The following is a 24,254-nucleotide window of genomic DNA, read 5'->3' on the forward strand; positions in this document are numbered from 1 at the left end:
CCTCAACATCAACAGAAAGCGGAACGCTCATACCCGAGCGTTCCGCCTCTTTTTTTAGGAGCGACTGGCCGCTGGCCGCTAATTCACCAGCTTCGTCTTGTTCGTCACGAAATCCATCAGCACGTATTGCCCGATGTTCTGCGGCGTCGTGAAGTACGCCTTGCCCTTGGTCATCTCGGAGACGCGGCGCACGAACCCAACGAGTTCAGGGTCGCGGGCGAGCATGAAGGTGTTGACCTGAATGCCACTTCTTCGGCAGTTGGCGACCTCGCGCAGGGTGGCGCCCAGCACGTAGGGGTCGAGGCCGTAGGCGTTCTTGTAGATGCGGCCGTCGGGCAGTGTGAGGGCCGAGGGTTTGCCGTCGGTGATCATCACGATCTGCTTCATGTCCTTGTTCTCGCGCTTGAGAAGCTGCTGCGCGAGCCGCAGGCCGCCCGCCGTGTTCGTGTGGTACGGCCCGATCTGTGCCTGGGCGAGCTTGGCGACCGGCACTTCCTCGGCCGAGTCGTGGAACAGCACGAACTTGACCGTGTCGCCGGGGTACTGGGTGCGAATCAGGTGGGCCAGGGCCAGCGCCACCTGTTTGGCGGGGGTGAAGCGGTCCTCGCCGTAGAGGATCATGGAGTGCGAGCAGTCCAGCAACACGACCGTCGCCGCCGAGGAGTTGTACTCGGCCTGCCGAATGACGAGGTCGGATTCCTCGAGCTGGTCGAAGCCCTTGGAGATCACGTTGCCCAACGTGGCGGTCGTGTCGAGGTTGAGGGTGTCCCCGAACTCGTAGTTCTTGAGTTCGCCCGTCATCTCCACGCCGGAAGCGTACTCGCGGGTGTCGTGGGCGCCCGCGCTGGAGCGGCCCAGGCCCCCCATCAGGTCGCGCAGGCTCTTGTAGCCCAGGAAATCGATGCTCTTGTCCGTGAGCTGAAAGCGCGACTCCCCGCTCTGCCCCTGGCCGCCCTGCCCCGGCTCCTCGTCGAATTCCTTGCGAATAAAGCCGTCCTGCTGGAGCTTGTCCATCAGGCGCTCGATCTGCTGACCCAGCGGCGTCTCGCGCACGTCGTCGGCTTGCAGGGCCTCCAGCAACTGCTCTTCGGGGATCATGCCCCGGTCGGCCAGCGCCTCCAGAATCGCGTCGAAGAGGTCGTCCATGCTGGGCCGCGCATTGGGGTCGGGGTCGTAGGGGTCGTTCATGCCCTGCCCCAGCAGCGCTTCCTGAATCATCTGCATCAGCTCGCTGGAGTCGAGCTGGTCGAGTTCGCCCTCGAACTTGCTGTACCGCGTGACACGCGCCATACCGGTGACCTCCGTAAGGGGCAGCATGGCGCGTCCCGCCGCACAGGTTTGTAATGCCCCGCTCTAGCCCGTCAGGCCAGCCGGTCCGGAATTCAAGGTCGGCGTCCCTCCGGCTGTCCCCAGGTAAAGGAATCGTTATTTGGAGGAGCACCGATGCAACTCTCCGGTCAATCTCCCCTGTCTGATGAGTTGAGAAGACCAAGGAGCCTGAAGTTTCCTCATTTAAAGCTCATTTACGTAAGGGGCATGTCAGACCTTTCTTCCTAAGCTCCTCTTCGTCACGGGTCGCTCACACCTGAGACCTCTGGCCCCCAATCCTGTCCCGCCCCCTGAAGGAGTCTGATGAAGTCCACGCCCACCCTGCTGCTGGTCCTCCTTGGTACGGCCCTGGCCCAGGGCACCTCGCCCCTGGTGCTGACCCTCGCCCAGTCGCTGATTCAGACCGTTCAGGAAGGCGGCCAGGCGACCGAGAAGCGCACGCCGAACTACACCAAGGTCCGTCCCGGCGACCTGCTCGCGCAGACCGTCACCGCCCGCAACGTCAGCTCCCGCACGCTGGCGAACGTGGCCGTGCGGCTGCCGGTTCCGGCCGGGCACGTGTACGTCGCGCCCGATGGAACTGCTCCCGCGGGCGTGCGCACCGAGTACTCCATCGACGGGGGCAAGACCTTTGCCCCCGCGCCCCTGAAGAAAAAAGTCACCGTGACCGAAAACGGCAAGACCGTGACCAAAGAGGTCGAGGTCAAACCGGGTGAGTACCAGGCGGTCCGCTGGACCATCGCCGCGCTGCCCGCCGGAACCGAGAAGACCCTCGGGTTCCGCGTGCAGGTGAAGTGAAGTTTTATTCCCACGCCGCTCAGGGCCGGACGCCCCAAGCAAAAGGAGCACACATGAACGCGAACACCAAGATTCTGGCCCTGATGGCGGCGCTGGCTGCTGGCAACGCCCTGGCCGCCCCCACGGCCAACACCACCAGCACGGCGGCGGGCACGCCCATCACCAACGTCGCCACCGCGACCTTCACGGACCCCGGCACTGGCAACGCAGCCACGCCGGTCAGCTCCAACACGGTGACCACCACGGTCCTGGCGCTGCCGGGCTTCGACATCGTCCACGAGGACGGCACCGACGGGAACACGCTGACCAACACGACCAAGACGGTGACCGGCGCGGTGCCCGGTCAGGTCGTCAAGACCGACTACTACGCCGTGAACAACGGCAACACGGCGCTGACGGTGGTGCTGCGCCCCAATGTCACGGGCGGCTCCTCGACTGCGGCGGACGTGAAGTACCTCGACGCCAGCGGCAACGAACTGCCCAAGAACAGTGACGGCTCTTTCGTCCTCACGCTGCCTGCGGGCACGGCGGGCGTGGTCAAGTTCACGCAGGAACTCACGGTTCCGGCGACCGCCCCGGCAAACACCACCTACGGCGCCTCGCCCGAAGGCTCGGTGGTGGGCACCGGCACGGAAACGGGCCAAAACGGCGTGCCCAGCGGCAGCACCCTGTACGAGGGCCAGACCGTGAGCAACGGCGCGGTGGTGGCGACCCCGGCGCAGGGAGCCGATCTCCAGTTCGTCAAGGTGACGACCTTCAAGCCCAGCCTCGAAAACACGCCCAATGTCGCCACGCCGTCCAACCCGGTCGCTCCGGACGGCACCACCACGGCCACGCCGCCCGCCCTTGTGGGGGTCAACGTGCCCACCGTGCCGGGCGGCACGCCCAACCAGCCCACCCCCACCCAGCCCGTGACCGGCTACCCCTCCTACCCCACCAACCCCTCGGACCCCACCTCGGGCGGCACGCCCATCGTGCCCGACGTGCAGGGCAACCGGCAGATCGCCTACCCCAAGGCCGACAGCGACAACGGTTCGACCGCCCCCTCGGTCGGCCAGACCAACGACCTCGCCGGCACCCCCGACACCATCATCTTCACCAACGACCTGAAAAACAGCGGAGCCGCTGACCGCGTGCAGCTCTACCCGGCGGGTCCGGACGGCAAGCTGCTGGCGGGCACCACCTTTGACGCCAACACCGGCATCTTCACCCTGCCTGACGGCACCAAGGTTCGCTTCCTGGGTCCCAACACCAACCAGCCCATCCCGGTGGGCACGGGGGCCAGCTACCCCACCGTGACGGCTCCGGCGGGGGGCACGGTGATCTACCGCACCGAGGTGACCCTGCCCGACGGCAGCGACGCCGCGCGGATCGACGCCGTGAACATCGTGGTGGGGGCCGACTCGCTCAACGACGCGGAGATCGTGGCCGACGCGACCACGCTGAACATCGTGATGCAGGGTGCCGCGCAGTTCGGTGACGGCAGCGACGGGGCGCTGGGCGCCACGCCCACCCCGGCCCCGCAGCAGAACGTGATGCCCAGCAGCAACACCAGCACCAACACCAGCACCACCAACGACAGCGACAACGTGGCCGTCTTCCCGATGGACGTCGCCAACATGGGCGCGTACAACGACAGCTTCACCCTGTCCGCGACCGTGGCGGGCCTGCCCGCGGGCACGACCATCAGCTACCTCGACGCCAGCGGCGCCGCGCTGCCTGGCAACGGTGCGGGCGGCTTCATCACCCCCGTCGTGGCGGCCGGTCAGGAGATCCGGGTCTACGCGGTGATCACGGTGCCCACGGGCACGGCGGCGGGCCTGTACACCGTCAGCCAGAAGGCGGTGGGCAACTACAGCACCATCACCATGACGGACCTCAATGACGTCATCAAGGTGGGTGCGATCGGGGCCGTGAGCGTCGCCAAGTTCGTGCAGGACGGCAAGACGGGCGCCGGGGCCACGCCGCAAAACGGCATCAACAACCCGCAGGGCTACACCGCCAACACCACGGCGGCCCTGCCCGGCGCGAACATCGTCTACCAGATCATCGGCAAGAACACCTACAACGCGCCGGTTGCGGGCTTCGCCCTGAACGACACGGTGCCCACCAACACCACCTTCCAGTCGGCCAGCCTGAGCATTGGCGGGGTCGCGGTCACGAAGGTCATCTACAAGATCGGCACCGGCACCTGGTCGGCCAGCGCTCCTGCGGCGGGCGCCGCGGCAGGCACGGCCATCGCGGTGGCGGCCGACGCCAACGGCGACAACGTGCCCGACGCGCTGCCCTCCGGCGCCACGATGGAACTGACCTTCACCGTCAAGGTGAACTGAGCCCTCTCCCCGGCGCACCTCGCTTCCCCTGCGGGGTGCGCCTGCTCCCCCGAGCACCGGCCAACAAGAGACGTTCTTTTTGCTTTGCCCGCGCACCAAGCGCCCCGCTTTCCCTCTCTCCAGAGTTTCCGCCCGAGGAGTTGACCCGCTGTGAAACACCCCCCCCTTGCGCTGCTGATCCCCGGCCTGCTGGCGGGGGCTTTCGCGGCAGGTGCCCAGGCCCAGACGGCGACCAGACAGATCCCCGCCGGAACCGAAATCACCAACCAGGCGACCGCCACCTTCGAGCCCCTCACGCCCGGCGGCGTGGCGAGCGTCGAGTCCAACCTCGTTCGCACGGTCGTGCAGGCGGTGTGCGCGGTCAGTGTGTCCCCCGACGGGACGGTGCAGGCCCCCGGCCAGAGCGCGACCCTGCTGCCCGGTGAAGGCGCGACTTTCGCCTACACGGTCGTCAACAGTGGCAACGACCGCTTCACCCTGCCGCTCTCGGCCCGCACCGAGCCGGGCAGCGCCCACACCCCCACGACCCGGCTGGTGCTGGACACCAACGGCAACGGGGTGGCCGACGCGGGCGAGGAGGAGGTCGGGTCCCTGACCCTGGACGCCGGAGCCGCGGCCCGGGTGCTGCTCGCCGTGGAGACGGCCGAGAGCGCCGGGGGCGACGCCTTCGTGAACCTGGTGGCGAGCTGCGGCGGAAACCAGCAGGACGCCAACAACGTCAGCCGCGTGCGGGTCGGGCCGCCGCCCGTGCTGGAAGTGGGCAAGAGCTTCACGCCCGCGCTCGTGCGTCCCGGCACCGAGACCACCGTCACCGTGACCACCCGCAATGCCGGGGACGGGGACAGCCGCGAGGTCGTGCTGACCGATCCCCTGGCCGAGCAGATCGCGCAGGGCCTGGTTTATGTTCCCGGCAGCGCGAATGCGAGCGCCGGGGTGCTCGAATACACCGCCGACGGCGTGACCTGGGGGGCCACCGAGCCCGGCGGGGTGCGCGGGGTGCGCGGGGTGCGGGTGCGGGCGGCCAGCCTCGCGGCGGGGGAGGACCTCACCCTCACCTTCCGGATGCGGGCGACCGAGGCCGCCGAGAACCGGGTGATTCCCAACGTCGCCACCGCCATCACGGGCCGTCAGCAGGCCCAGGGCCGCGCCAGCGCCGACGTGCGCTACCAGCCCGGCGTCGCCCTCGGCCCGGTGGGCGAGCCCGAGGCCCCCGAGAACACCCCGGCCGACCTCCAGACCAAGCCCTTCGCCGTGGTCGGGCAGGAGGTCTGCTTCGACCACACGCTGAAGAACACCGGGGACGTGCGCGACCTGTTCGCGGTCACCGTGACCTACCCCCAGGGCGCGGCGACGGCCCGCCTGACCGGCGCGGACGGGGCGCCCCTGGTGCAGCCCCTGCCGCTCGACCCCGGCGGGACCGCGCTGGTGCGGGTGTGTTACGACGCCACCCGGACGGGCGGGCTGGAGGCCCTGCTCACCGCCTCGGGCACCCGCGGCACGAGCAACACCACCCGCGACGTGGTGCAGGCGGTCGAGGCCGGGCTCCCCGAACTCGTCAAGACCGTCTCGTCCGGCCCCGAGCGCACCGTGTCGCAGGGCGAGGAGCTGACCTACACCCTGCGCGTCCGCAACCCCTACACCCGCCCCCTGACCGGCGTCACGGTGAGCGATCCCCTGCCTGGGCACGTGGACTTCGTGGAAGCGTCGGCGGGCGGCCGCGTGAGCGGCGAGGCGGGCGCCCAGACCGTGAGCTGGTCGGTGGGAACGCTTCAGCCCGGCGAGACGCGCAGCTTCACCGTGCGGGCGCGGGTGAGCACGCGGGCAGTGGACGGTGAGGCGCTGAAAAACGTCTTCAACATGGTCTCGACCGAGTTCCCCACGCCCCTGCCCAGCAACGAGGTCCGCAGCCCGGTCTGGAGCGCGGCGCTGCGCATCACCAAGGTGGTTAGCAGCGCCCAGGCCGCCCCCGGCGACCGCCTGACCTACACCCTGAGGATCCAGAACCTCTCCGCGACCACCGCCATCGTCGACGCCGTGGTGACCGACACCCCGGCCCGCGGGCTGAACTACCTGCCCGGCACGGGCACCCTGGCGGGCCAGCTTCTGCCCGACCCGGCGATCACGAACGGGGTGCTGCGCTGGAGCATCGGGACGATTCCGGCGGGCGGCACAGCCGAACTCACCTACCAGACCCGCGTGACCGGCGACGCGACGGGCGACCTCGTCAACCGGGTGGAGGTCGTGGGCAACGGGGCTGGCGGCAACGCCCGCGCCATCGCCAGCAACGTGGCAACCGCCGTGACCCGGTTGAACCTCGGCGCTTTCGCGCCGCTGGCCGACCTGCTGGGCACGGTCTTCGTGGACCGCAACCGCAACGGCGTCTTCGACGAGGGAGTCGACACCCCGGTCGAGCGGGCGCGGGTGCTGCTGGCCGGGGGCCGCCTGGTGCTGACGGACGCGGCGGGCCGCTACCACTTCGCGGGGGTGCCGCTGGGGACGCACGCGCTGCGCCTCGATCCCGGCTCGGTGCCCTACCTGCCGCTGAACGTGCCGGGAGACGGCGGCCTGCCGGGCACCCGCACCGTGCATGTCCGGGGCCTGACCGGGGTGGACTTTCCGCTCGCGCCCCTCGGCGGCGAGGTCGCGGCCCTGCGCCGGACCACCCTGACTGTCGGCGGGCTGCGGGTCGAGAAGAGCCTGCAGCGCACCCCCGAAGGGTATGTGGTCACCCTGCGGCTGGTCTCGGCGGCCGACCTCGCGGAGTTCGAGTTGCAAGACGCGCTGCCCACGGGCGCGGCGCTGAAAGACGGCCGCAATACCCTGTCGGGCACCCTGAAGGCCGGAGAGACGCTCCTGACCTACCGCTTCGCATTCACGGGCGAGCCGGGCGCGGCCCTGACCGACCCCGCCGTCCGCTGGAGGAACTGACCGTGCCTGCCCCCCTGCCCCGAACCCTCGCCCTGCTGACGGCCCTGCTGCTCGTCGGCCCGGCCCATGCCCAGATGACGGGCGAGTCCGCACCGACCCCGCCCCAGGCGGAGACGGGCACCGAGCAGCGCACCAGCAGCGTCCTGCTGCCCTTCGATGCCCCGGCCCAGGCCCGCGAGATCGTGATCGCGCACCTGCCCCCGGCGGGCGCCGCCTACCTTCCCGGCAGCAGCCGTCTGGACGGCCAGCCTGTTCCCGACCCCCGGCGCGGGACGAGCGGCACCCTGTACTGGGTCCTGCCCGCCCGGGAGCGCGGCGTGCTGACCTACGAGCTGACGCACGCGGCCCCGCTCGGCACCCTCCCGGCCCCCGCCCTGCAAGTGCGGCTCTCCGGCGACCGCACCGAAGTGCTGATGGGACGCATCGACGCCGCCGACCTCGGGAGCGCGGTGCGCCTCTCCGCGCCGACCGACGAGGCGGCCGAGAACGCGGGCGCCATCAAGCTCCCGCTCGCGGGCAGCGTGGTCCGCATCCGCGACCGCATCAACGTGGTCGTCGAGGTGCCGCAGGGTGAGCGCCCCGTGCTGACCGTCAACGGCACCCCGGTGGGGGAAGACCGCCTGGGCACCGACACGCAAGACGGCGTGCGCGGGGTGCAGCGCCTGACCTACGTGGGCGTGCCGCTGCGTCCCGGCCCCAACCTGCTGCGCGTGGGGGGAGAGGAGGTGCGGGTAACCCTCGCCGGGGCGACGGCCCAGGTCGAGGTCACCCCGCTGAGCCTGATTGCCGACGGCAGCACGCCGCTGCGCCTGCGGGTGCGGACCCTGGACGCGTTCGGGACCCCCAGCGGCCAGTCCACCCTGACCCTGCGCCCCAGCTTGGAACCCCGCACTCCCGACGCCAACCCCGGCGAGGCCGGGTACCAGGTGCGCCTCGAGGACGGCGAGGGCGTGCTGGAGCTGCACCCCCAGTCCGCGCCCACGCCCCTGCGGGTGGACGTGCTGCTGGGCGATCAGGTGCTCACCCGCCGCTTCGAGGTCACGCCCGACCGCTCCCGCGTGGGGGTGGGCGTGCTCAGCGCGACCCTGGGGCTGGACGGCAGCCTCAATCTCGCGGACGACCTCACCTGGCAAGCCAGGGGCTACGTGGAAACGCCGGTCGGCGCGGGCAAGCTCTACGCCGCCGCCGACAAGGACGGCCTCCCCCTCACGGCCGACCCCACCGTGCGCTCGCCCGTGTATGGGGACGCGAGCACCGAGCAGATCCCCCTTCAGGGCAGCGACCCGGTGGCCGCCGTGTACGACCACCCCAGCTTCCGGGTGGCCTACCGCCGCGCCGCAGTCCCCATCGACGTGCTGCCCGTGGGCGAGCAGTTCACCGGGCTGACCGCCGTGACGCGGGGCAATCCCACGGTCTCCGGCTTCGTGGCGGGCGTACCCGGCGACCGCGTGTCGGAGGCGGAGGTGACCCCGGACGGCACCCGCATCCTGCGCCTGCCTGACGCCCGCCTCGTTCCTGACAGCGAGACGCTGGAGGTCGTGACCCGCGAGCGGCAAAGCGGCAAGGAGCTGGAGCGCCGCCGCCTGGTGCGGAACGTGGATTACCTCGTGGACTACCCCACCGGCATCGTGACCCTGGTGCGGGCGCTCGACCGGGTGGACGCGGCGTTTGGCGACGTGCTCGTCCTCGCCAGCTACCGCCTGAGCACCGCCACCGCCGGGCGCACCCTGGCCTACGGGGTGCAGGTCAAGGGAGAGAGGGAGAACTATACGGTCGGCGCGGCGGTGGTCCACCTCGACGGGAAGACCACCTTCGGCGTGCGCGGCACCTTCGAGAGCGGCCCCACCCGCGCCGAGGCCCGCGCCGCGTATTCGGGCGGCGTGCAGGCGAGCGCGGACCTCGCGACCCGCTTCGGGGACGATGTGGCCTCCTTCCGGATTCGCTATCAGGACGCCGGATACGCGGGCCTCGCGCCCATTGCCGTGGGCCTGAACGTGGGCGGCGGCTACGTGGCGCGGCTGGGGCAGAACCTCAGTGCCGGGGTGGACGGCGAGTACCACAGCACCCCGACCGCGCGGGGCGGCAGCGTGACCGCCCGCGCCGACTACCGCCTCGCGCCTTTCAGCGTGGGAGCGGGCCTGAAATACGCCTTCGGGGACACTTATGGCCTGGGCGCCGTGGTCAGCGCGGGCTACCACCGGCAGCCGCTGGACGTGGACGTGACCCACACCCAGCCCTTGTCGGGCAACCTTGACCCCACCACTTCCTTCTCGGTCCGTTACCGCCTGACCGACCAGGTCACCCTGGGCCTGCGCGACGACGTGACCTGGGGTAAGGGGCACGTGGCGGCCCTGACGCTGGACACCCGCATCGGCAACACCAACTACGCCGTGGGCTACGAGCTGCCTACCGCGAGCGGCGAGGGCAACCGCGCCCGCTTCGGCGTCTCGACCACCCTGCCTCTGGGCGAGCGCACCTCGCTGGGGCTGCGCGGCAGCGCCCTCTACGACGTGCGCGGGGCCGAGATGGAAGTCACCGCCAGCGCCGACCTCGCCCACCGTGCTGACGGCTTTAGCGTGACGGCAGGAACCGACCTGATTTACCGGGACGGGGGCTTCGGGACCGTCGTGCGGGCGGGCATCACCGGGAGCGTGACCGACCACCTGACACTGACCACCGACGGCCTCGCGGAATTTGGCCTCGGGAAGAACGGCCAGCGCTTCTCGCTGGGGTACGCCTACCGGAACCGCACGCTGAACAGCCTGGGGTATGTCCGGTACGTGCAGGGCACCCTGGCGGGCGGCAATCCCCAATTGCACACGGGCGTGAGCGCCGAGTACCGCCAGCCAACGTGGGCCGTGCGCGGCGGCGTGGATACCCGCGCCCTGCTCAATGATGCGGGCAGCTTCACCGCGCAGGGCTACCTGGGGGGCACCTACTACCTGAATGACCGCTTCGGCGTCGGCGCCTGGGGCCGGATGCTGACCCAGCCCGCGACGAACACCACCCAACTCGGCTACGGGCTGGAGGGCAGCGTCCGCGCCCTGCCGGGCACCTGGCTGACGGCCGGGTACAACTTCGCGGGTTTCGAGGGCTTGCCGGGCGCGGGGACATACACAAAGCAGGGCTTTTACCTGCGGCTCGACTTGACCGTGGATGACAGCTTAGGAGGCAAGAAGTGAACGTTCGTCCCGCAAGGCAGGTTTTGCGTCGGCTCTGGACAGCGGTGATTCCCGTTGTGGTCCTTGCGGCCCTCGGCAGCGCGGAGGCGACGCCCAACCTGGTCATCCGTCCCATCACCTGGGACGTCATCGGTCTGGACAGCAACAATGTCAACACCGGCCCAGACACCTTTCCCGTGGGTGCACGCGTATGCAACGTGGGCACCTCTACGGCCACGGACGTCAAGGCCAGGTTCTTTTTCGACGGTGCCAAGACCAACACCTACATCAACCTGCTGGGCCTCAGCGAGCTGACGCTCAAGGACCTGCCTCCTGGGGCCACGCCGCCCCACCCCAACACGATCAGCAGTATTCCCAACAACTGTCAGGACGCGTACTTCAACGTCGTCATCACCCGCAACCGGAATGCCTATTCCGACCGCGGCAACGACAATTCCACGCCTGCCCAGCGCAACACGCAGCTCTACTACATCGAGGCGAGCGCCACGGGGGTTACCCCCCTCACCACGCCGCGCCCCCGCGAGCTGTTCGTCGAAAAGCTCGTGTCGCAAAACCGTAACTCGGTGGTCAGCTTTACCACCGTGTCTCCTGCCACCTCGACCGTGAGCGTGGGGCAGGTGCTCCAATTCCGGCTCAATGCCAAGACAGCGACAGGCGGCTACGAGCAACTCGAGAACTTCCCGGTGCTGCCCAACTCGATGTATCAGATCCTGAACGTCTCGACGAACTACATGGAGCCGACCGGGGCGATCAACAGCACGGTCTACGGGGATGCCTGCGGATGGGAGAACAACCGCACGAGCGCCAATTACCACAACAACGGCACGTGTATCGGCCCGGCCAACTACACGGGCGGCAAGGTCGGCAACGACATGTCCTCACTGTATACCGTGCGCGTGATCAGCGGCGGCAACTCCGGCGTCTACAACCTCATCTACGACTACTCGGGCAGCAGCTACCACTACAACAGCGACTATGGCACGAGCGCCAGCGGGTTCATGGTGACGGCCCTGGCGCCCGATCTCACCCTGACCAAGACCCACACGGGCAACTTCACGGTGGGGCAGCCTGGCAGCTTTACTTTCACCGTGTCGGCCGCCGTCACGGACGTGTACGGCACCACGACCGTCACCGACACGCTGCCGTCGGGACTGTCCTTGCCTGACGGTCCCGTCACGCTCTCGGGCACGAATGCGACGAGCTGGTCTTGCACCTCGGCCAGTAACACGGTGACCTGCACGAGCACCAACGTCGATACTCCGGGGCAGCCCAACACGCCTTTCCTGAAGGCGGGCGCAAGCAGCACCTTCAACATCACGGGCATCGTGGTGGGTGCCGCAGCCGCTCCTGGCGTCACGAACACGGCCTCGGTCAGCAATCCCAACGAGGACCCCACCAAAAGGACCAACAACACGGCGTCCGATCCGGTCACGGTGACGCCCAGTGCTGACCTGTCCATCAGCAAGTCCGGCCCCGCCGCCATCGGCTCGGGTGGGGCAGTGACGTACACGCTCCAGGTGTGGAACAACGGTCCCAGTGCCGTGAGCGGCGTCAATGTAAGCGATGCCCTCCCCAGCGGGTTCACGGTGACGGGACTCACCTGCGCCGCGACGAGCACCCCGGTGGGTGCCACGGCTTGCGGCACCCAGACCTTCACGACCAGCAGCGTGACCATCTCCACAGGTCGGCTGGCCTTGGACACCGTTCCGGGGAATGCGACCCCCGACGGCAATTTCCTGACCTATACCCTCACGGGAACGGCGCCCACCAGTGGCCTGCTCAGCAACACGGCCAGCTTGACGGTTCCCTCGGGGACAGTCGATCCCTTCGCAGGCAACAACAGTACGGCCGCCGCGCCCACGCAGACCCGGATCATCGACGCGGTGAACGACAATTCCCCCATTACCAGCAGTACTGGTGGGACCGTCCCGGTGCTGAACAACGACACGGTCGGTGGTGTGGTGGCGACCCCTTCGAACGCGGGGGTGACCATCACCAACAACGGCGGCATTGCGAACCTGAGCGTCGTGAATGGCCAGTTGAACGTGCCGGCCAACACACCGGCCAATACCTACACCGTGACCTACCAGTTGTGCGACAGCACGGTAGCGGCGGCCTGCGACACAGCCACGGTGGTCATCACCGTGAGCGCCAGCAACTTCGCCTGCACCGTCCCCGTGGGCGTCAGCTCCAGCGGTTCGGGAGCCGGCACGCTCTACACGTTGAGTGGCAGCAGCTTCACGACCTTGACGGCTGTCGCGACCCTGGCACAAGGGTCCTTCGCGGTGGGGCGTGCTCCGGACGGGGTGGTGTATTACGTTGGCGTCGCGAACGGCAACCTGTACTACTACAACCCGGCGACGAATGCAGGTGGGAGTGTTCGGAACACGGCGAACACTGCCAATATCCAGATCGCCCAGCCTCAGCCCATCACCACCCCGCTGAACCTCACCACCACGGTGACGCGTCTGGCGGTCGCGCCCAACGGGACCGCCTACGCCATCACCGGAAACGGCACGGTCTACAGCTTCCCGACGAACGGGCGCTTGGGCACAGTTCCCTCCACGACCGTCACCACCCTGGGCCAACTGCAAGACCGCAGCGGCACTGCCGTGAATCTGACCGATGGCGGCGACTTCTTCTTCGACTCCGACGGAGTGGCCTGGGCAGTGCTGACCGATCTGGTCACCAGCAGCCCCACCTACAACCAGTCGGTGCTGTGGAAGTTGGACTTGGGCAGCATGACGTCCACCAATCGCAGTGTCGCCACGCCCATCGCCGCCGTCGCGGTCAACGGGGCCGTCAGTACCGCCAACCCCCTCAACGGGATCGTCGATACGGGCTCGGGGCTGATCGTGACCGATAACAACGGCAGAGTGTCCAGCTTCGATCTGGGGGTAGCCAACATGTCTTCTGGCAGCCCGCTCACGCCCACGTTGTATGACCTGGCCACCTGCACTTACCGGGTGTTTCGCCCGAACCTGACCATCGACAAGACCGTCTCGCCCACGACGAGTGTCAGGCCTGGGGATTCCCTGACCTATACCGTCAAGGTCACCAACACGGGCAGCGCCCCGGCCACCACCGTCAGGTTGGCTGACCCCATTCCAGCCAACACGACCTACAGGGTGGGGTCGACCACCCTGAACGGCACAGCGCAACCGGACGTCTCAGGGGCCATGCCCTATGCCACAGCGGCGGCGGTCAGAAGCACCCGCAGCGGCGCGGCTTACGTCTACCCTGGAGCAGCCCTGGCGGCTGGAAGCACGGCCACGGTCAGCTTCGGAGTCACGGTCAATACCCCCATGCCTGTGGGTGTGTACACGGTTTCGAATACAGCCACATTGACCTACGATCCCTACGGCAGCAGTTCCACTCAGCAAAGCCCCACGGTCGTGACCAACATCCTGGTGTCGCCGAACGTCACCCTGACCAAAACGGTTCGGAACATCACCGCCGCCACCCCCGAGACCACCACCTCCACGGTCGGCAAACCGGGAGACGTGCTTGAGTTCTGCCTGTATTACAGGAACATGGGTGGTCCGGCGCAGAATTTCGTCATGACCGATCCCCTCGCGTCCACCATCACGTTCCTGAGTGACGCTTACGCGGCGGGTCAGGGCCTCGCCTGGGCACAATATGCCGCCAATGGAACGACACTGCAGGCACCGATCTACCTGACCAATGGAGCCGACGGCGATCAGGGTGCCTTTGGAGCGTACACGAGAGGTTCGGTGACCACGCAAAACACGGTGCAACTCAGCCTCGCTGACGTGGCCGGGGCTGGAAGCGCGGGAAGCCGGGGCCAGCTCTGCTTCCGGGCGACCATCCGGTAGGGCACGGCGCCGGATCGAGACCTGATCCCAGTGAGAGGAGGCAACCTGTTTGGGTTGCCCTCTTTTCTTTGGCTGCTCCGGCTGATCGGGCGTGCTCCAAAACAATGTGGGGCAAGATTCGGCCCCGGGGGTTTTTAGCAGGCACCTGATTCGTGGGGTGTCAGGGCCTACGCTCTGTTCCTGTTCTCTGGCCAGCTTTCATGGCGGCTCCTTTCCCCAGCCTGGAGTCCCCTACAATCCTCCCCGTGTCCTCCCGCTCGCTCGGTCTGCTGCTGCTCGTGCTCGTCACCCTGCTGTGGGGCAGCACCTTCGCGGTGGTCAAGGAACTCGGCGAGCTGCTGCCGCCCCCCGTCCTGATCGCGTGGCGTTTCCTGATCGCGTCGCTGGCGCTGCTGCCCGCGCTGCTGCTCTCGCGGGAGCGGGCGGCCGCTGTCCCGACTGGCCCCGCCCGCCCCCTCTGGCGCGACGGGCTGATCCTGGGGGCGTGGCTGATCGCCGGGTACGGCACCCAGACCATCGCCCTTCAGACCACTGGGGCGAACCGGGCCGCCTTTTTCACGGCGCTCAGCGTGGTGCTCGTCCCGCTGTGGCTCACGGTGGCGCAGCGCCGCCCGCTGCCCTGGGGGCTGTGGCTGGCGCTGCCGCTGGCGGTCGGCGGGCTGGCCCTGCTGTCATGGGAGGGGGGTGCCCTCGTTGTGGGGGACGCTTGGGCGCTCGCCTGCGCCGTCACGTACGCGGGATTCATCATCGCGCTGGAACGCACCGCGAGTCGGCACGGGGCGCTGCGCTTCACCTTCGCGCAACTGCTGGCCGTGACCGCGCTGGCCTGGGTCTGGGCGCTGCTCGCCGAGCCCGGTCGCCTGTGGCCGCCCGCCGCCGCGTGGGGGCCGCTGGTGTACCTGGGGGTGGCGGCCACCGCCGTGACGACCCTCCTCCAGACGGTGGGACAGCGCCGGGTCAGCGCCGCCGAGGCCAGCCTGATCTATGCCCTCGAACCCGTGGCCGCCGCCCTCTTCAGCTTCCTGCTGATCGGGGAGCGCATCGGGCTGCGGGGGGCGGTCGGCGGGCTGCTCGTCGTGGTCGCCACCCTGCTGGGGCAGCGGGCGGGCGAGGCCCATCCCGAGACGCCCACCCCGCAGGCCGAAACCTCCTAGCCGCTCAGCGGCGGTCCGGCACCAGCAAGGTCCGCAGCGCCGGGGAGGCGCCCCACACCCCCATCAGGCCCTCGCGCAGGACCGAGCGGCGCACGGCGGTGTACAGCGGGGTGGGCAGCTCGGCCGACGGATAGACCCCGGTGCGCCCCTGGGCACCCACCCGCACCCCCAGCGGAAACCCCAGGGTCAGGGTCGCCACCAGCACGCCCCCCAGCAGCAGTCCACCCAGCGCCCCGGCCCCGGTATGCCAGCGCGGCGCGGGTCCCGCCTGCGTCAGCACCAGGCGGCGCAGCCCCACGCTCAGGGCCAGGCCCAGCACCAGCGCGGCGCCCAGGGCCAGCGCCCACCCGCCCGCCGCCTGCCCAGCGCGGTTGGCGAGCCAGCACGCCAGCACGCCGCCCGCCCCCCACGCCAGCCCTGCCAGCCCCCGCCGGGCGCCCAGCGCGGTCAGCACGGCCCAGACCGTCACGAGCAGAGCGTCGAACCAGGTGATCACGCGGGCCAGTCTAGCGGCCCAGCCGGGAGATGGTGGGCGCGGCTGCCGTTCCCGGCGGGGGGGCGTCTACACTGGGGGCATGATCCGTGTCCTGCTCGTCGACGACCACGCGCTGTTCCGCCAGGGGTTGCGCAGCCTGCTCGAAAGCGAGGGCATGCGGGTGATCGGGGAAGCCGCCAACGGTCGCGAGGCCATCCGTTACGCCGCCGAGACGCACCCCGACGTGATCCTGATGGACATCCAGATGCCCGAACTCGACGGGGTGAAGGCCACCCAGAGCATCCTCGAGATCGACCCCAAGTCGAGGGTCATCATGATCACCATGTACCGCCAGGACCGCTACGTGTTCGAGGCGGTCAAGGCCGGGGCACGCGGCTACGTGCTCAAGGACGCCGACGCCGCCACCCTGATCGACGCCATTCGCCGGGTGGCCGCTGGCGAGGCGCTGCTCGACGCCGATATGGCCCAGAACGTCCTCGACGACTTCCGCGACAAGCGCGAGGAGTTGCCCTCGGAAAAGCACGCCGACCTCAACGAGCGCGAGACGATGATCCTCAAGCTGCTGGCCCAGGGCTTCTCCAACCAGGACATCGCCCTGCGGCTCGACATCTCGGAAAAGACCGTGCGCAACCGCCTCTCCGAGATTTTCACCAAGCTGCAACTCAACAACCGCACCCAGGCGGCCCTGTACGCGATCCGCGAGGGCATCGCCAATCTGGACTAGGGGAGACGTGGCCCGGTCCAGGTCGGCGGCCCGAATCGCCCGAGCGCTTCCTCCCGCCCCGCCCGTCACCTTCCGGGCGGGCTGTGCCCGCGAGTGGACCCTGGCCTCCGCCGAGGCTGACCTCGCCTACACCGAGCAGGCCTTTCCCGAGTGCCCAGCCTGCCCCCACCGGGTCGAGCCGGAGGGCACGCTGCCCTTCTGCACCCTGCGTCCGGTGGGGGCAGCCCACCCGTTCGCGGCCCTCGCTGGGCTACAACTGCCCGAATGACCCCACCTGACCTCTGGCTGGCCGACCTCCGCTCGCGCGGGTACGTGGGCGAGGTCGGGCTCCTCGTCACCGACCTCGCGGGAGCCGAGCTGTTCGCCCTGGACCCTGACCGCTCCTTTCCAGCGGCGAGCACGATCAAGGTGCCGCTGCTCGTTCAAGCACTGGGGGAAGCGCAGGCGGGGCGGCTCGACCTCTCGGTCCGCGTGACGATGACGGCGCAGGACCGGGTGCCGGGCTCGGGCGTGCTGCACGAGCTGGGGGCGGGCTTGGCCCTGACCTGGCAGGACGTGCTCACCCTGATGACTGTGGTGAGCGACAACACCGCCACGAACCTTGTCATCGACCGGCTGGGCGAGGGGGCAGTCAACGCCTGGCTCGCGGAGCACGGGCTCACCCACACCCACCTCGTCGGCAGGTTGCAACTGCCCCCCGATCGCCAGACCGAAGCCCAGCGCCGGGGCAAGCGCAACCGCACGTCGGCCCGAGATCAGGTTGCTTTGCTGGGTCGGCTGGCCCGTGGGGAGCTGCTTGATGCTCCGCACACCGAGCTGGCCCTGTCCATCCTGGCCCGGCAACAGTTCCGGGACCTGCTGGGGCGGCACGTGCCACGGGACACGGACGGCGAGCCGCTCTACCGGGTAGCGAGCAAGAGCGGTGAGTTGCGCGGCGTTCACCACGACGTGGGCCTCCTCTTCACCCCGCGCCCGCTGGTGGTGGCCCTCCTCTCGGAAGGCGGCGCGGACCCCCGCGAACATCCCGACAACCGGGACGTGGGGGTGCTGGCCTCGGCGCTGTGGCCCCTGCTGGCCTCCCTGGGGGGGGTTCACGGGCCTCACGCGGGGGACATTTAACCGCTCGGTCAGGAGCTACGCTGATGGCTCCAGGAAGGGGCGTTTTTCGCCGTATGGCACGGCGGGAGGCGCCGATCGTGCGTGCTATGCTGGCCGCCAGCCGACTGCCTTTAGACATGAAGGCGAGACCGGGAAGGCACCCTGGGGGAGACGCCCCTGGGGAGCGCGAGGAGAAGGAACGTGGAGAGAAACGACGCTGTCATGCCCTGGGTCGCCATCGTCAGTGCGGCCATCATGTGGATCATCCTGCTGTTCCTCTTTAACAAGGAGACAGCGCCCGAGCCCGTCGTGGTGGACCCCGAGGTGGTCGCCACCATCAACCAGACGTGGCCGACCCTGGGGGCGCAGGTGTACACCTCGGCCGGGTGCGTGGGTTGCCACGGCGACAAGGGCCAGGGCGGCGCGGGACCGGTGCTTGCGGGCAACGAGCGCATCACCAAAGACCCGGTGTACGTGCACACGATCATCACCGAGGGCAAGGGCCAGATGCCTGCTTTCACCCAGCTCAAGGACGAGGAAGTGTACGCGGTCGCCAACTACGTGCTGCACTCGTGGGGCAACGACATCGAGGAGCCGCTGACGCCCGCGCAGGTCGCCGAGGGCCAGAGCAAGATCGACCCCGCCGTTCTGAAAAACCGCAGCCGCTTTGTCCCCGAGGACATCAAGCTGCCCGAGATCTTCCTGGCGACTTTCGTGATGGTGCTGCTGACCTACGGGTTGATCGGCCTGTACAGCGTGTGGACCGAGGGCCAGGAGCTGCACCCCGGTATCCACAAGGTCCGCGCGACCCCGGTGGCCACGCTGGCGATGGTGGTGACCCTGGGCCTGAGCCTGCTGTTCAGCGTGCTGTTCGTCCGGCAGATGGTGGCCGACTACGCGGCCTGGGCCGACAAGGTGATGCCCAACGTGGCGATGGAAGGCTTCTACGCCGCCATGATCCTGCTGACCCTGGCGCTGGCGACCGGCCTGTACAAGAAGTTCTTTATGGACGGCGAGGTGCTCGTCGAGGACGCCAGCGGCGAGTTCCCCTGGTAAGCCTGCCGCTCCCCCCGATGCCCGACCGGAGGAATCACAGATGACCCGTTACAAGAGACAAGACCCCGAGATCACCCGCCGCAAGTTCATCAACGTGGCGATGGGCACCACCGCGGCCGTGGGCGGCGTGAGCCTGCTCAGCACGCTGGGCGCCGCCAATCCCGTCTTCCGCCTCACCGCCGACAAGATGCCGCCCCTCGAAGGTGACATCCTCGTGCACGCCGAGGAGAGTAAGGAGGGCCGCCCCATCGCCATCTCGGACCTCAGCACGCAGCTCGTGCGGGCGTGGCCGATGGGCAAGGACGAGAACGGCGCCGACGTGATTCGCAAGGGTGATCCCAACAACATCCTCGCGCTCTACCGCTTTCCGCAGGGGCAGCTTATTGCGCCGACCAACTTGGAGGCGACCGTGGACGGGCAGGTCGTGGCCTACAGCGACATCTGCACTCACGCGGGCTGCTCGGTCAGCGACAGCGACATCAATGCCGGGCAGATGCGCTGCCCCTGCCACTCGGGCGAGTACGACCCCAAGCGCGGCTGCATCGTGGTGGGCGGGCCGCCCCCCAAGCCGCTCGCGCAACTTCCCATCCGGCAGGACGGCGAGCGGCTGGTGGTCACGGGCTTTTTCCTGACGCCGCCCTACCCCTACCACAACAGTGAAGCCGAGTGGAACAACGTCAAGCAGGAAGTGGAGGAGGCGCTCACATGAACCAGTGGCTCGACGACCGTCTGCACATCTCGCGCCTGAACGACAAGTTCCTGCGCAAGGCCTTTCCCGTCCACCACTCCTTCTTCCTGGGCGAGATCACGCTCTTTAGCCTGATCATCCTGATTCTGACGGGCATTCTGCTGGCGCTCTCCTACGAACCCAGCAACTCGATGGTGGTCAACTCCTTTGACCCCGGCACCGCCGACGCGCCCAACCTCGTTCCGGCGGCGTACCACTCGGCGCTCAAGATCAACGCCGCGCCCTTCGGGGACATGCTGCGCCGCATCCACCACTGGACGGCGAACATCATGGTGGCGGCGTCGGTCATCCACATGATGCGCATCTACTTCACGGGGGCCTTCAAGAAGCCCCGCGAGATCAACTGGTGGATCGGCATGCTGCTGCTGATCTTCGCGGCGCTCACCGCCGTGACCGGCTACGTGCTGCCCTACGACAACTACGCCTACAACACCCTCAAGGTGATCTACTCCATCGCCGCCTCTATCCCCTGGGTGGGCGAGTGGGTCGCGCAGGCGGCGTTCGCGGGCAAGTTCCCGGGCGACGGCGTGATTCCGCGCGTGTACGGCTACCACATCATGCTGCTGCCCGGCATCCTGCTGGCGCTGACGGCTGCGCACATGCTGATCATGATCAAGCAGAAGCACACCCAGCCGCAGTACGCCAAGCGCATCGCCTACAAGAAGATCGTGGGCGTGCCGCTGATGACCCAGCAGACCCCCATCATGCTGATGCTGACGCTGCTGTTCGCGGGCATCATCGTGCTGTTCAGCGCCTTTATCCCGGTGCACCCGGTCGAGTACTTCGGGCCGCCCAGCACCACGCCGATCGACAACATCAAGCCCGACTGGTACCTGCTGTGGGTCTTCGGCGTGCTGGCAATCATTCCCGGCTTCGAGTTCAACTTCCTGGGCGGCAACATCAACTCCGAGTTCGTGGGCGCGATCCTGTTGCCGACCCTGACGCTGGGCGCGATGTTCGCGGTGCCCATGCTCGACCGTAGCCGCGAGAACCTCTACTACGCGGAAAACCCCACCAACCACCCGGTGCGCCTGGGGATCGGAGTGGCGTTCATGATGTTGCTGGCCGTGTGGTCGGTGGCGGGGTACAAACCCGAGCTGATCAGCTCCGGCATCCTGACCACCGAGAACGCCAACACGGTGCTGTGGATCGCCACCTTCCTGGTGCCTGCCCTCTCCTACTTCTTCGTGCAGGCGGTCGTGCGCGGCATCCGCGCCCTGCGCGAGTCCGACGCCCGCGACCGCGCCAACTTCCAGGCCGCCGACGACTGAGCGGACTGCCTGGACTGCCCCACTGCCCTGGCTCCGCGCCGGGGCGGTTTGCTTTATGGTGCCCCCCTATGCCTCCCGCTGACGACCCCTTCTTTCCCTGGCTCGCCGAGCAGGCCCGGCGCCTGGGCCTGGAGACGGCCCTCACAGACGGCGCCGACCCCGAAGCCCTCTGCACCCTCGCCCTGCTGACCCTGCAGGAGCTCGCGGCCCGGGGGTACCTGCCCGCTGAGCCGGAGGTCGGGTGCTGGGGGCGCCCCCGGTCCCGGGCCAATTGAGTCCAGCGCTCGGGCCACTGGCAGGGACGGAAGGGCTCTCACCCTTCTTCCTTGCGGGAGCGGCAGCGAAAAAGACGCCACGGGGGGCGTCTCGGGGATGAGGTCCTAGGGGCAGGACGCCGCAGCGAATCAGGCCTGCACGCGGGTGGGCCGTGTGGGGGTGGCCTCTCCACCCTTCTGGCGGGCGCCCGCTGCGTAGCCCACTTGGGCACCGAACTGCCAAGCCAGCTTGATCATGAACTGGATGGCTTCCTCGTCCCCACTCTCGATCAGGGTGTGCAGGTGCTCGGGCAACCCGTCGGGCAGCGGCATAGCCTGAAGCTGGTCGCCATACTCCGCCCGCAGTTGCTCGAACCACTCGGCGTAGGGGTTCGTCATGGCGTCATGCTAACAGAGGGGCGCTCAAGGAATGTAAGTGCAGAGAGAACCGAGCTCCACCGGGAAAGCTGGCGACTTTGCCAACCGGACACCTTTTTCTTGCTCCAATGGTGTTACGCTTCACCCATGACGGCGACCTCTTTTCCCGAATCCGGCGGCGTCCTGCCGAACCAGGACATTCGAATCAGCGAATTCGGTGCCCAAAAGGCCCTTGCCATCCTGGCCCAGAGCGGCAAGGACAATGCGGGCGTCCGGGTGTTTATCAAGAGTGGTGGATGCAGCGGGTACCAGTACGGCATGGCGATTGACGACCGCGAACTTGACGGCGACACCATCGTGGTGGACAGGGGCGTCAAGCTGCTTGTGGACCGCATGAGCCTCCCGCTGCTGCGCGGCAGCGAGGTGGACTTCGTCGAGAACATGATGGGCGGCGGCTTCACCGTGCATAATCCCAACGCCACCAGCAACTGCGGCTGCGGCCACTCCTTCCGCACCGACGGCGCCCAGTCGCCCGACGGCGAGGGCAGTGGGGGCTGCGGCACCCGCTGAGTCGGCTTCTCTCAGCAGGCCACCCCAGACAGTCCGGGGTGGCCTGATCCCGTTTTGCCCTATGCTGCGGGCATGATCGTGCTTGGGGTAGACCCTGGACTGGCGAATCTGGGTCTGGGACTGGTGGAAGGGGATGTGCGCAAGGCCCGTCACCTGCACCACGTCTGCCTGACCACCGAGAGCGCTTGGCTCATGCCCCGCCGCCTGCAATACCTGCACAGCGAGGTCTCCCGCCTGCTGGCCGAGTACCGGCCCGATGCCGTCGCCATCGAGGACCAGATTCTGCGCCGTCAGGCCGACGTGGCCTTTAAGGTGGGGCAGGCCTTTGGCGTGGTGCAGCTTGCCTGCGCCCAGGCGGGCGTGCCCATTCACGCCTACGGTCCCATGCAGGTCAAGCGCTCGCTGGTGGGCACCGGCCGCGCGGACAAGGAGCAGATCATCTATATGGTCAAGGCCACCCTGGGCGTCCGCGAGTTGTTCAACAACCACGCGGCGGATGCGCTGGCACTGGCGCTCACCCACCTGGCCCATCAGCCCATGCAGGCGGCGGCCAAGCGGCTGGTGCGGGCCTAAGGTCAGGACTTCTGCCGGATCAGGCGCTTATGCCGCTGCTGTGGCCTCTGCTGGTTTCGCTGCTCCTATCGGCGGGATGGCTGTGGTTTTTTGTGCGGCGCGACCGCCACCCGGAGCCTGCCTGGCTGCTGGCCCGGACCTTCGGGTGGGGGATGGTGGCCTGGGGCGTTTCAGCGGCGTTCGGCGGAACCTTCAAGCATTTCCCGGCCGCGCTGGGCCTGCTGACCCCGCTGCTCGTTTTGCTCCTGACCGCCCTCGTCGAGGAGAGCAGCAAGTTCCTGGCCGCCATCACCGCGACCACCGAGCACGAGTTCGACGAGCCGATGGACGGTCTGGTCTACGCCGTCACGGCGGCCCTGGGCTTCGCCTTCGTGGAGAACGTGACCTACTCGCTGGGCTTCGGCACTTCGGCCCTGGCCTGGCACGCGCCGCTCACCACGCTGGTTCATGCCCTGTTCAGTGCGCCTCAGGGCTACGCGTTGGGGGGGCGCCATTTGCAGGGCGGACGCTGGTGGCGTTCGCGCGGACTGCTCCTGAGCATCACGCTGCATTTCGTCTTCAACGGACTGCTGACAGGGGCGGGAGGCTGGCCGCAGCTTCTCGCGCTGAGCGCCGTACTGTGCCTGATGGCACTTCTCGCGGGCCGCTACTACCGGCACTTCGAGGCCCACGCCCGCGACAACCCTCAGGCTCCCTGATCCCTACAACGTGGGATGCTCGCTCCGCCCGTCAACCCAGTGGGAGCCGTCCTCGTCCGCCTCGTGCTTCCAGACGGGGAGCTGGGCTTTGAGGTACTCGATCAGGAAGTCGCAGGCCTCCAGGGCAGCGCGGCGGTGGGCGCTGGCAACCCCGATCAGGATGCTCGCTTCCCCAGGCCGCAGGCGTCCCGTTCGGTGCTGAATGATGACGCGCAACTCTCCATGCTGCTCGCGTGCCCGTCCCGCCGCTTCCTCCATGACCCGGACGGCCATCGGCGCGTACGCCTCGTAGTCAATGAAGGCCACGACCTTGCCCCGGTTGGGCGAGCGCACCGTCCCCACAAAGTAGGCCTGCGCTCCGTACTGCGGCCGGATGAGAAAAGGCTCGGCCTCCGGGAGCAGCAGGGGAGTGTCCTGGACCTCGCACCGTGTTTCCAACTCCGGTCCCGAACCTCCGGCCACGGGAGGCAAGAAGGCCACCTCATCTCCGGCCGACAGGATCTGCTCGGGCCGGGCATAGGTTTCGTTGACCGCCACCATGCAGCCGCGCAGGCTCAGGCCATGGCACTGTTCAACCTGCGCCGCGAGATCGCGCACGGTGGCACCCTCAGGCACCTCCAAGCTGGCCGTCTCCAGTCCTGCTTCCCGCTTGAGCCGCGCCAGGAAGACCACATGAACCCGCATGGAAGCAGGCTAGCACGTCATTTTGTCAACCTTCCCGTGGGATTGGGCGGGGGGAGTTGACAAGTTGTTTCCCCCCCTGTATCTTTTCTGAGCCTCAAGCGAGGCGCGGAGCATGACAAGCGAAGAGGTGTGCGAGAGAACAAG

The 24,254-nt window shown here is 68.3% G+C and carries 20 protein-coding genes; 16 read left to right on the forward strand and 4 right to left on the reverse strand.

Features of this window, described 5'->3' with window-relative positions; translation table 11 throughout:
• Positions 1-78 precede the first annotated feature (78 nt).
• On the reverse strand, positions 79-1,290 hold the full coding sequence (locus L1280_RS13240) for a VWA domain-containing protein (RefSeq protein ID WP_253582757.1): 1,212 nt from the start codon (positions 1,288-1,290) through the stop codon (positions 79-81).
• Positions 1,291-1,632: 342 nt separating this feature from the next.
• On the opposite strand from L1280_RS13240, the gene L1280_RS13245 reads away from it, so the two are divergent.
• The 6 genes from L1280_RS13245 (at position 1,633) to L1280_RS13270 (ending at position 15,560) form a co-directional block, all read left to right on the forward strand.
• Positions 1,633-2,127, forward strand: coding sequence for a hypothetical protein (locus L1280_RS13245; RefSeq protein ID WP_253582758.1), 495 nt, complete (start codon positions 1,633-1,635; stop codon positions 2,125-2,127).
• A gap of 53 nt (positions 2,128-2,180) precedes the next feature.
• The gene (locus tag L1280_RS13250) at positions 2,181-4,460 is read left to right on the forward strand and encodes a hypothetical protein (RefSeq protein ID WP_253582759.1); all 2,280 of its coding nucleotides are present in this window, start codon (positions 2,181-2,183) and stop codon (positions 4,458-4,460) included.
• A gap of 150 nt (positions 4,461-4,610) precedes the next feature.
• A complete protein-coding gene (locus L1280_RS13255) occupies positions 4,611-7,388 on the forward strand; it encodes a DUF11 domain-containing protein (RefSeq protein WP_253582760.1) in 2,778 nt (925 codons plus the stop codon).
• Positions 7,389-7,390: 2 nt separating this feature from the next.
• Complete coding sequence (locus tag L1280_RS13260) at positions 7,391-10,570, forward strand: hypothetical protein (protein WP_253582761.1); 3,180 nt, start codon at positions 7,391-7,393, stop codon at positions 10,568-10,570.
• 176 nt (positions 10,571-10,746) lie between these two features.
• On the forward strand, positions 10,747-14,406 hold the full coding sequence (locus tag L1280_RS13265; RefSeq protein ID WP_253582762.1) for a hypothetical protein: 3,660 nt from the start codon (positions 10,747-10,749) through the stop codon (positions 14,404-14,406).
• A 200-nt stretch (positions 14,407-14,606) separates the two neighbouring features.
• Entirely contained in the window at positions 14,607-15,560 is a 954-nt protein-coding gene (locus L1280_RS13270; RefSeq protein WP_256488309.1) for a DMT family transporter, read from the forward strand.
• Between the two features lie 4 nt (positions 15,561-15,564).
• Here the strand turns inward: L1280_RS13270 and L1280_RS13275 are convergent, their stop codons facing one another.
• Complete coding sequence (locus tag L1280_RS13275) at positions 15,565-16,056, reverse strand: hypothetical protein (RefSeq protein ID WP_253582764.1); 492 nt, start codon at positions 16,054-16,056, stop codon at positions 15,565-15,567.
• Between the two features lie 79 nt (positions 16,057-16,135).
• On the opposite strand from L1280_RS13275, the gene L1280_RS13280 reads away from it, so the two are divergent.
• From L1280_RS13280 to L1280_RS13310, 7 genes are all read left to right on the forward strand, one after another.
• Positions 16,136-16,780 carry a response regulator transcription factor gene (locus L1280_RS13280; RefSeq protein WP_104991543.1) on the forward strand — a complete coding sequence of 215 codons (645 nt, stop codon included), beginning with the start codon at positions 16,136-16,138 and terminating at the stop codon, positions 16,778-16,780.
• A 7-nt stretch (positions 16,781-16,787) separates the two neighbouring features.
• Positions 16,788-17,048 (forward strand): hypothetical protein, encoded by a 261-nt coding sequence (locus L1280_RS13285; RefSeq protein ID WP_253582765.1) that lies wholly within the window; start codon positions 16,788-16,790, stop codon positions 17,046-17,048.
• Positions 17,045-17,899, forward strand: coding sequence for a serine hydrolase (locus tag L1280_RS13290; RefSeq protein ID WP_253582766.1), 855 nt, complete (start codon positions 17,045-17,047; stop codon positions 17,897-17,899). Before L1280_RS13285 ends, L1280_RS13290 begins: the two co-directional genes overlap by 4 nt.
• Positions 17,900-18,079: 180 nt before the next feature.
• The gene (locus L1280_RS13295; protein ID WP_253582767.1) at positions 18,080-18,934 is read left to right on the forward strand and encodes a c-type cytochrome; all 855 of its coding nucleotides are present in this window, start codon (positions 18,080-18,082) and stop codon (positions 18,932-18,934) included.
• 40 nt (positions 18,935-18,974) lie between these two features.
• Positions 18,975-19,643 carry a ubiquinol-cytochrome c reductase iron-sulfur subunit gene (locus L1280_RS13300; RefSeq protein ID WP_253582768.1) on the forward strand — a complete coding sequence of 223 codons (669 nt, stop codon included), beginning with the start codon at positions 18,975-18,977 and terminating at the stop codon, positions 19,641-19,643.
• Positions 19,640-20,953, forward strand: a complete 1,314-nt coding sequence (locus L1280_RS13305) for a cytochrome bc complex cytochrome b subunit (protein ID WP_253582769.1) — start codon at positions 19,640-19,642, stop codon at positions 20,951-20,953. Before L1280_RS13300 ends, L1280_RS13305 begins: the two co-directional genes overlap by 4 nt.
• Positions 20,954-21,021: 68 nt before the next feature.
• Complete coding sequence (locus L1280_RS13310; RefSeq protein ID WP_253582770.1) at positions 21,022-21,228, forward strand: hypothetical protein; 207 nt, start codon at positions 21,022-21,024, stop codon at positions 21,226-21,228.
• A gap of 129 nt (positions 21,229-21,357) precedes the next feature.
• Here L1280_RS13310 and L1280_RS13315 read toward each other — a convergent pair whose 3' ends face one another.
• The gene (locus tag L1280_RS13315; protein WP_253582771.1) at positions 21,358-21,606 is read right to left on the reverse strand and encodes a DdrH; all 249 of its coding nucleotides are present in this window, start codon (positions 21,604-21,606) and stop codon (positions 21,358-21,360) included.
• A gap of 126 nt (positions 21,607-21,732) precedes the next feature.
• On the opposite strand from L1280_RS13315, the gene L1280_RS13320 reads away from it, so the two are divergent.
• The 3 genes from L1280_RS13320 to L1280_RS13330 all read left to right on the forward strand — a co-directional run bounded on the left by L1280_RS13320 (position 21,733) and on the right by L1280_RS13330 (position 23,426).
• Positions 21,733-22,155: an iron-sulfur cluster assembly accessory protein gene (locus L1280_RS13320; protein WP_253582772.1), complete on the forward strand. Its 423-nt coding sequence runs from the start codon at positions 21,733-21,735 to the stop codon at positions 22,153-22,155.
• 72 nt (positions 22,156-22,227) lie between these two features.
• Positions 22,228-22,728 (forward strand): crossover junction endodeoxyribonuclease RuvC, encoded by a 501-nt coding sequence (locus tag L1280_RS13325; RefSeq protein ID WP_253582773.1) that lies wholly within the window; start codon positions 22,228-22,230, stop codon positions 22,726-22,728.
• Positions 22,729-22,757: 29 nt separating this feature from the next.
• Positions 22,758-23,426: a PrsW family intramembrane metalloprotease gene (locus tag L1280_RS13330; RefSeq protein ID WP_253582774.1), complete on the forward strand. Its 669-nt coding sequence runs from the start codon at positions 22,758-22,760 to the stop codon at positions 23,424-23,426.
• A 3-nt stretch (positions 23,427-23,429) separates the two neighbouring features.
• Here L1280_RS13330 and moaD read toward each other — a convergent pair whose 3' ends face one another.
• The gene (gene moaD, locus L1280_RS13335) at positions 23,430-24,110 is read right to left on the reverse strand and encodes a molybdopterin converting factor subunit 1 (protein ID WP_253582775.1); all 681 of its coding nucleotides are present in this window, start codon (positions 24,108-24,110) and stop codon (positions 23,430-23,432) included.
• Positions 24,111-24,254: the final 144 nt, after the last annotated feature.

The organism is Deinococcus sp. HSC-46F16 (genome assembly GCF_024171495.1).
Lineage (GTDB): Bacteria > Deinococcota > Deinococci > Deinococcales > Deinococcaceae > Deinococcus.

What these genes read in the sequence shown, in the direction of transcription:
- L1280_RS13240 (WP_253582757.1), bottom strand. Translation starts at nt 1,290, where the DNA reads ATGGCGCGTGTCACGCGGTACAGCAAGTTCGAGGGCGAACTCGACCAG.
- L1280_RS13245 (WP_253582758.1), top strand. Translation starts at nt 1,633, where the DNA reads ATGAAGTCCACGCCCACCCTGCTGCTGGTCCTCCTTGGTACGGCCCTG.
- L1280_RS13250 (WP_253582759.1), top strand. Translation starts at nt 2,181, where the DNA reads ATGAACGCGAACACCAAGATTCTGGCCCTGATGGCGGCGCTGGCTGCT.
- L1280_RS13270 (WP_256488309.1), top strand. Translation starts at nt 14,607, where the DNA reads ATGGCGGCTCCTTTCCCCAGCCTGGAGTCCCCTACAATCCTCCCCGTG.
- L1280_RS13280 (WP_104991543.1), top strand. Translation starts at nt 16,136, where the DNA reads ATGATCCGTGTCCTGCTCGTCGACGACCACGCGCTGTTCCGCCAGGGG.
- L1280_RS13290 (WP_253582766.1), top strand. Translation starts at nt 17,045, where the DNA reads ATGACCCCACCTGACCTCTGGCTGGCCGACCTCCGCTCGCGCGGGTAC.
- L1280_RS13300 (WP_253582768.1), top strand. Translation starts at nt 18,975, where the DNA reads ATGACCCGTTACAAGAGACAAGACCCCGAGATCACCCGCCGCAAGTTC.
- L1280_RS13305 (WP_253582769.1), top strand. Translation starts at nt 19,640, where the DNA reads ATGAACCAGTGGCTCGACGACCGTCTGCACATCTCGCGCCTGAACGAC.
- L1280_RS13310 (WP_253582770.1), top strand. Translation starts at nt 21,022, where the DNA reads ATGCCTCCCGCTGACGACCCCTTCTTTCCCTGGCTCGCCGAGCAGGCC.
- L1280_RS13315 (WP_253582771.1), bottom strand. Translation starts at nt 21,606, where the DNA reads ATGACGAACCCCTACGCCGAGTGGTTCGAGCAACTGCGGGCGGAGTAT.
- L1280_RS13320 (WP_253582772.1), top strand. Translation starts at nt 21,733, where the DNA reads ATGACGGCGACCTCTTTTCCCGAATCCGGCGGCGTCCTGCCGAACCAG.
- L1280_RS13325 (WP_253582773.1), top strand. Translation starts at nt 22,228, where the DNA reads ATGATCGTGCTTGGGGTAGACCCTGGACTGGCGAATCTGGGTCTGGGA.
- L1280_RS13330 (WP_253582774.1), top strand. Translation starts at nt 22,758, where the DNA reads ATGCCGCTGCTGTGGCCTCTGCTGGTTTCGCTGCTCCTATCGGCGGGA.
- moaD (WP_253582775.1), bottom strand. Translation starts at nt 24,110, where the DNA reads ATGCGGGTTCATGTGGTCTTCCTGGCGCGGCTCAAGCGGGAAGCAGGA.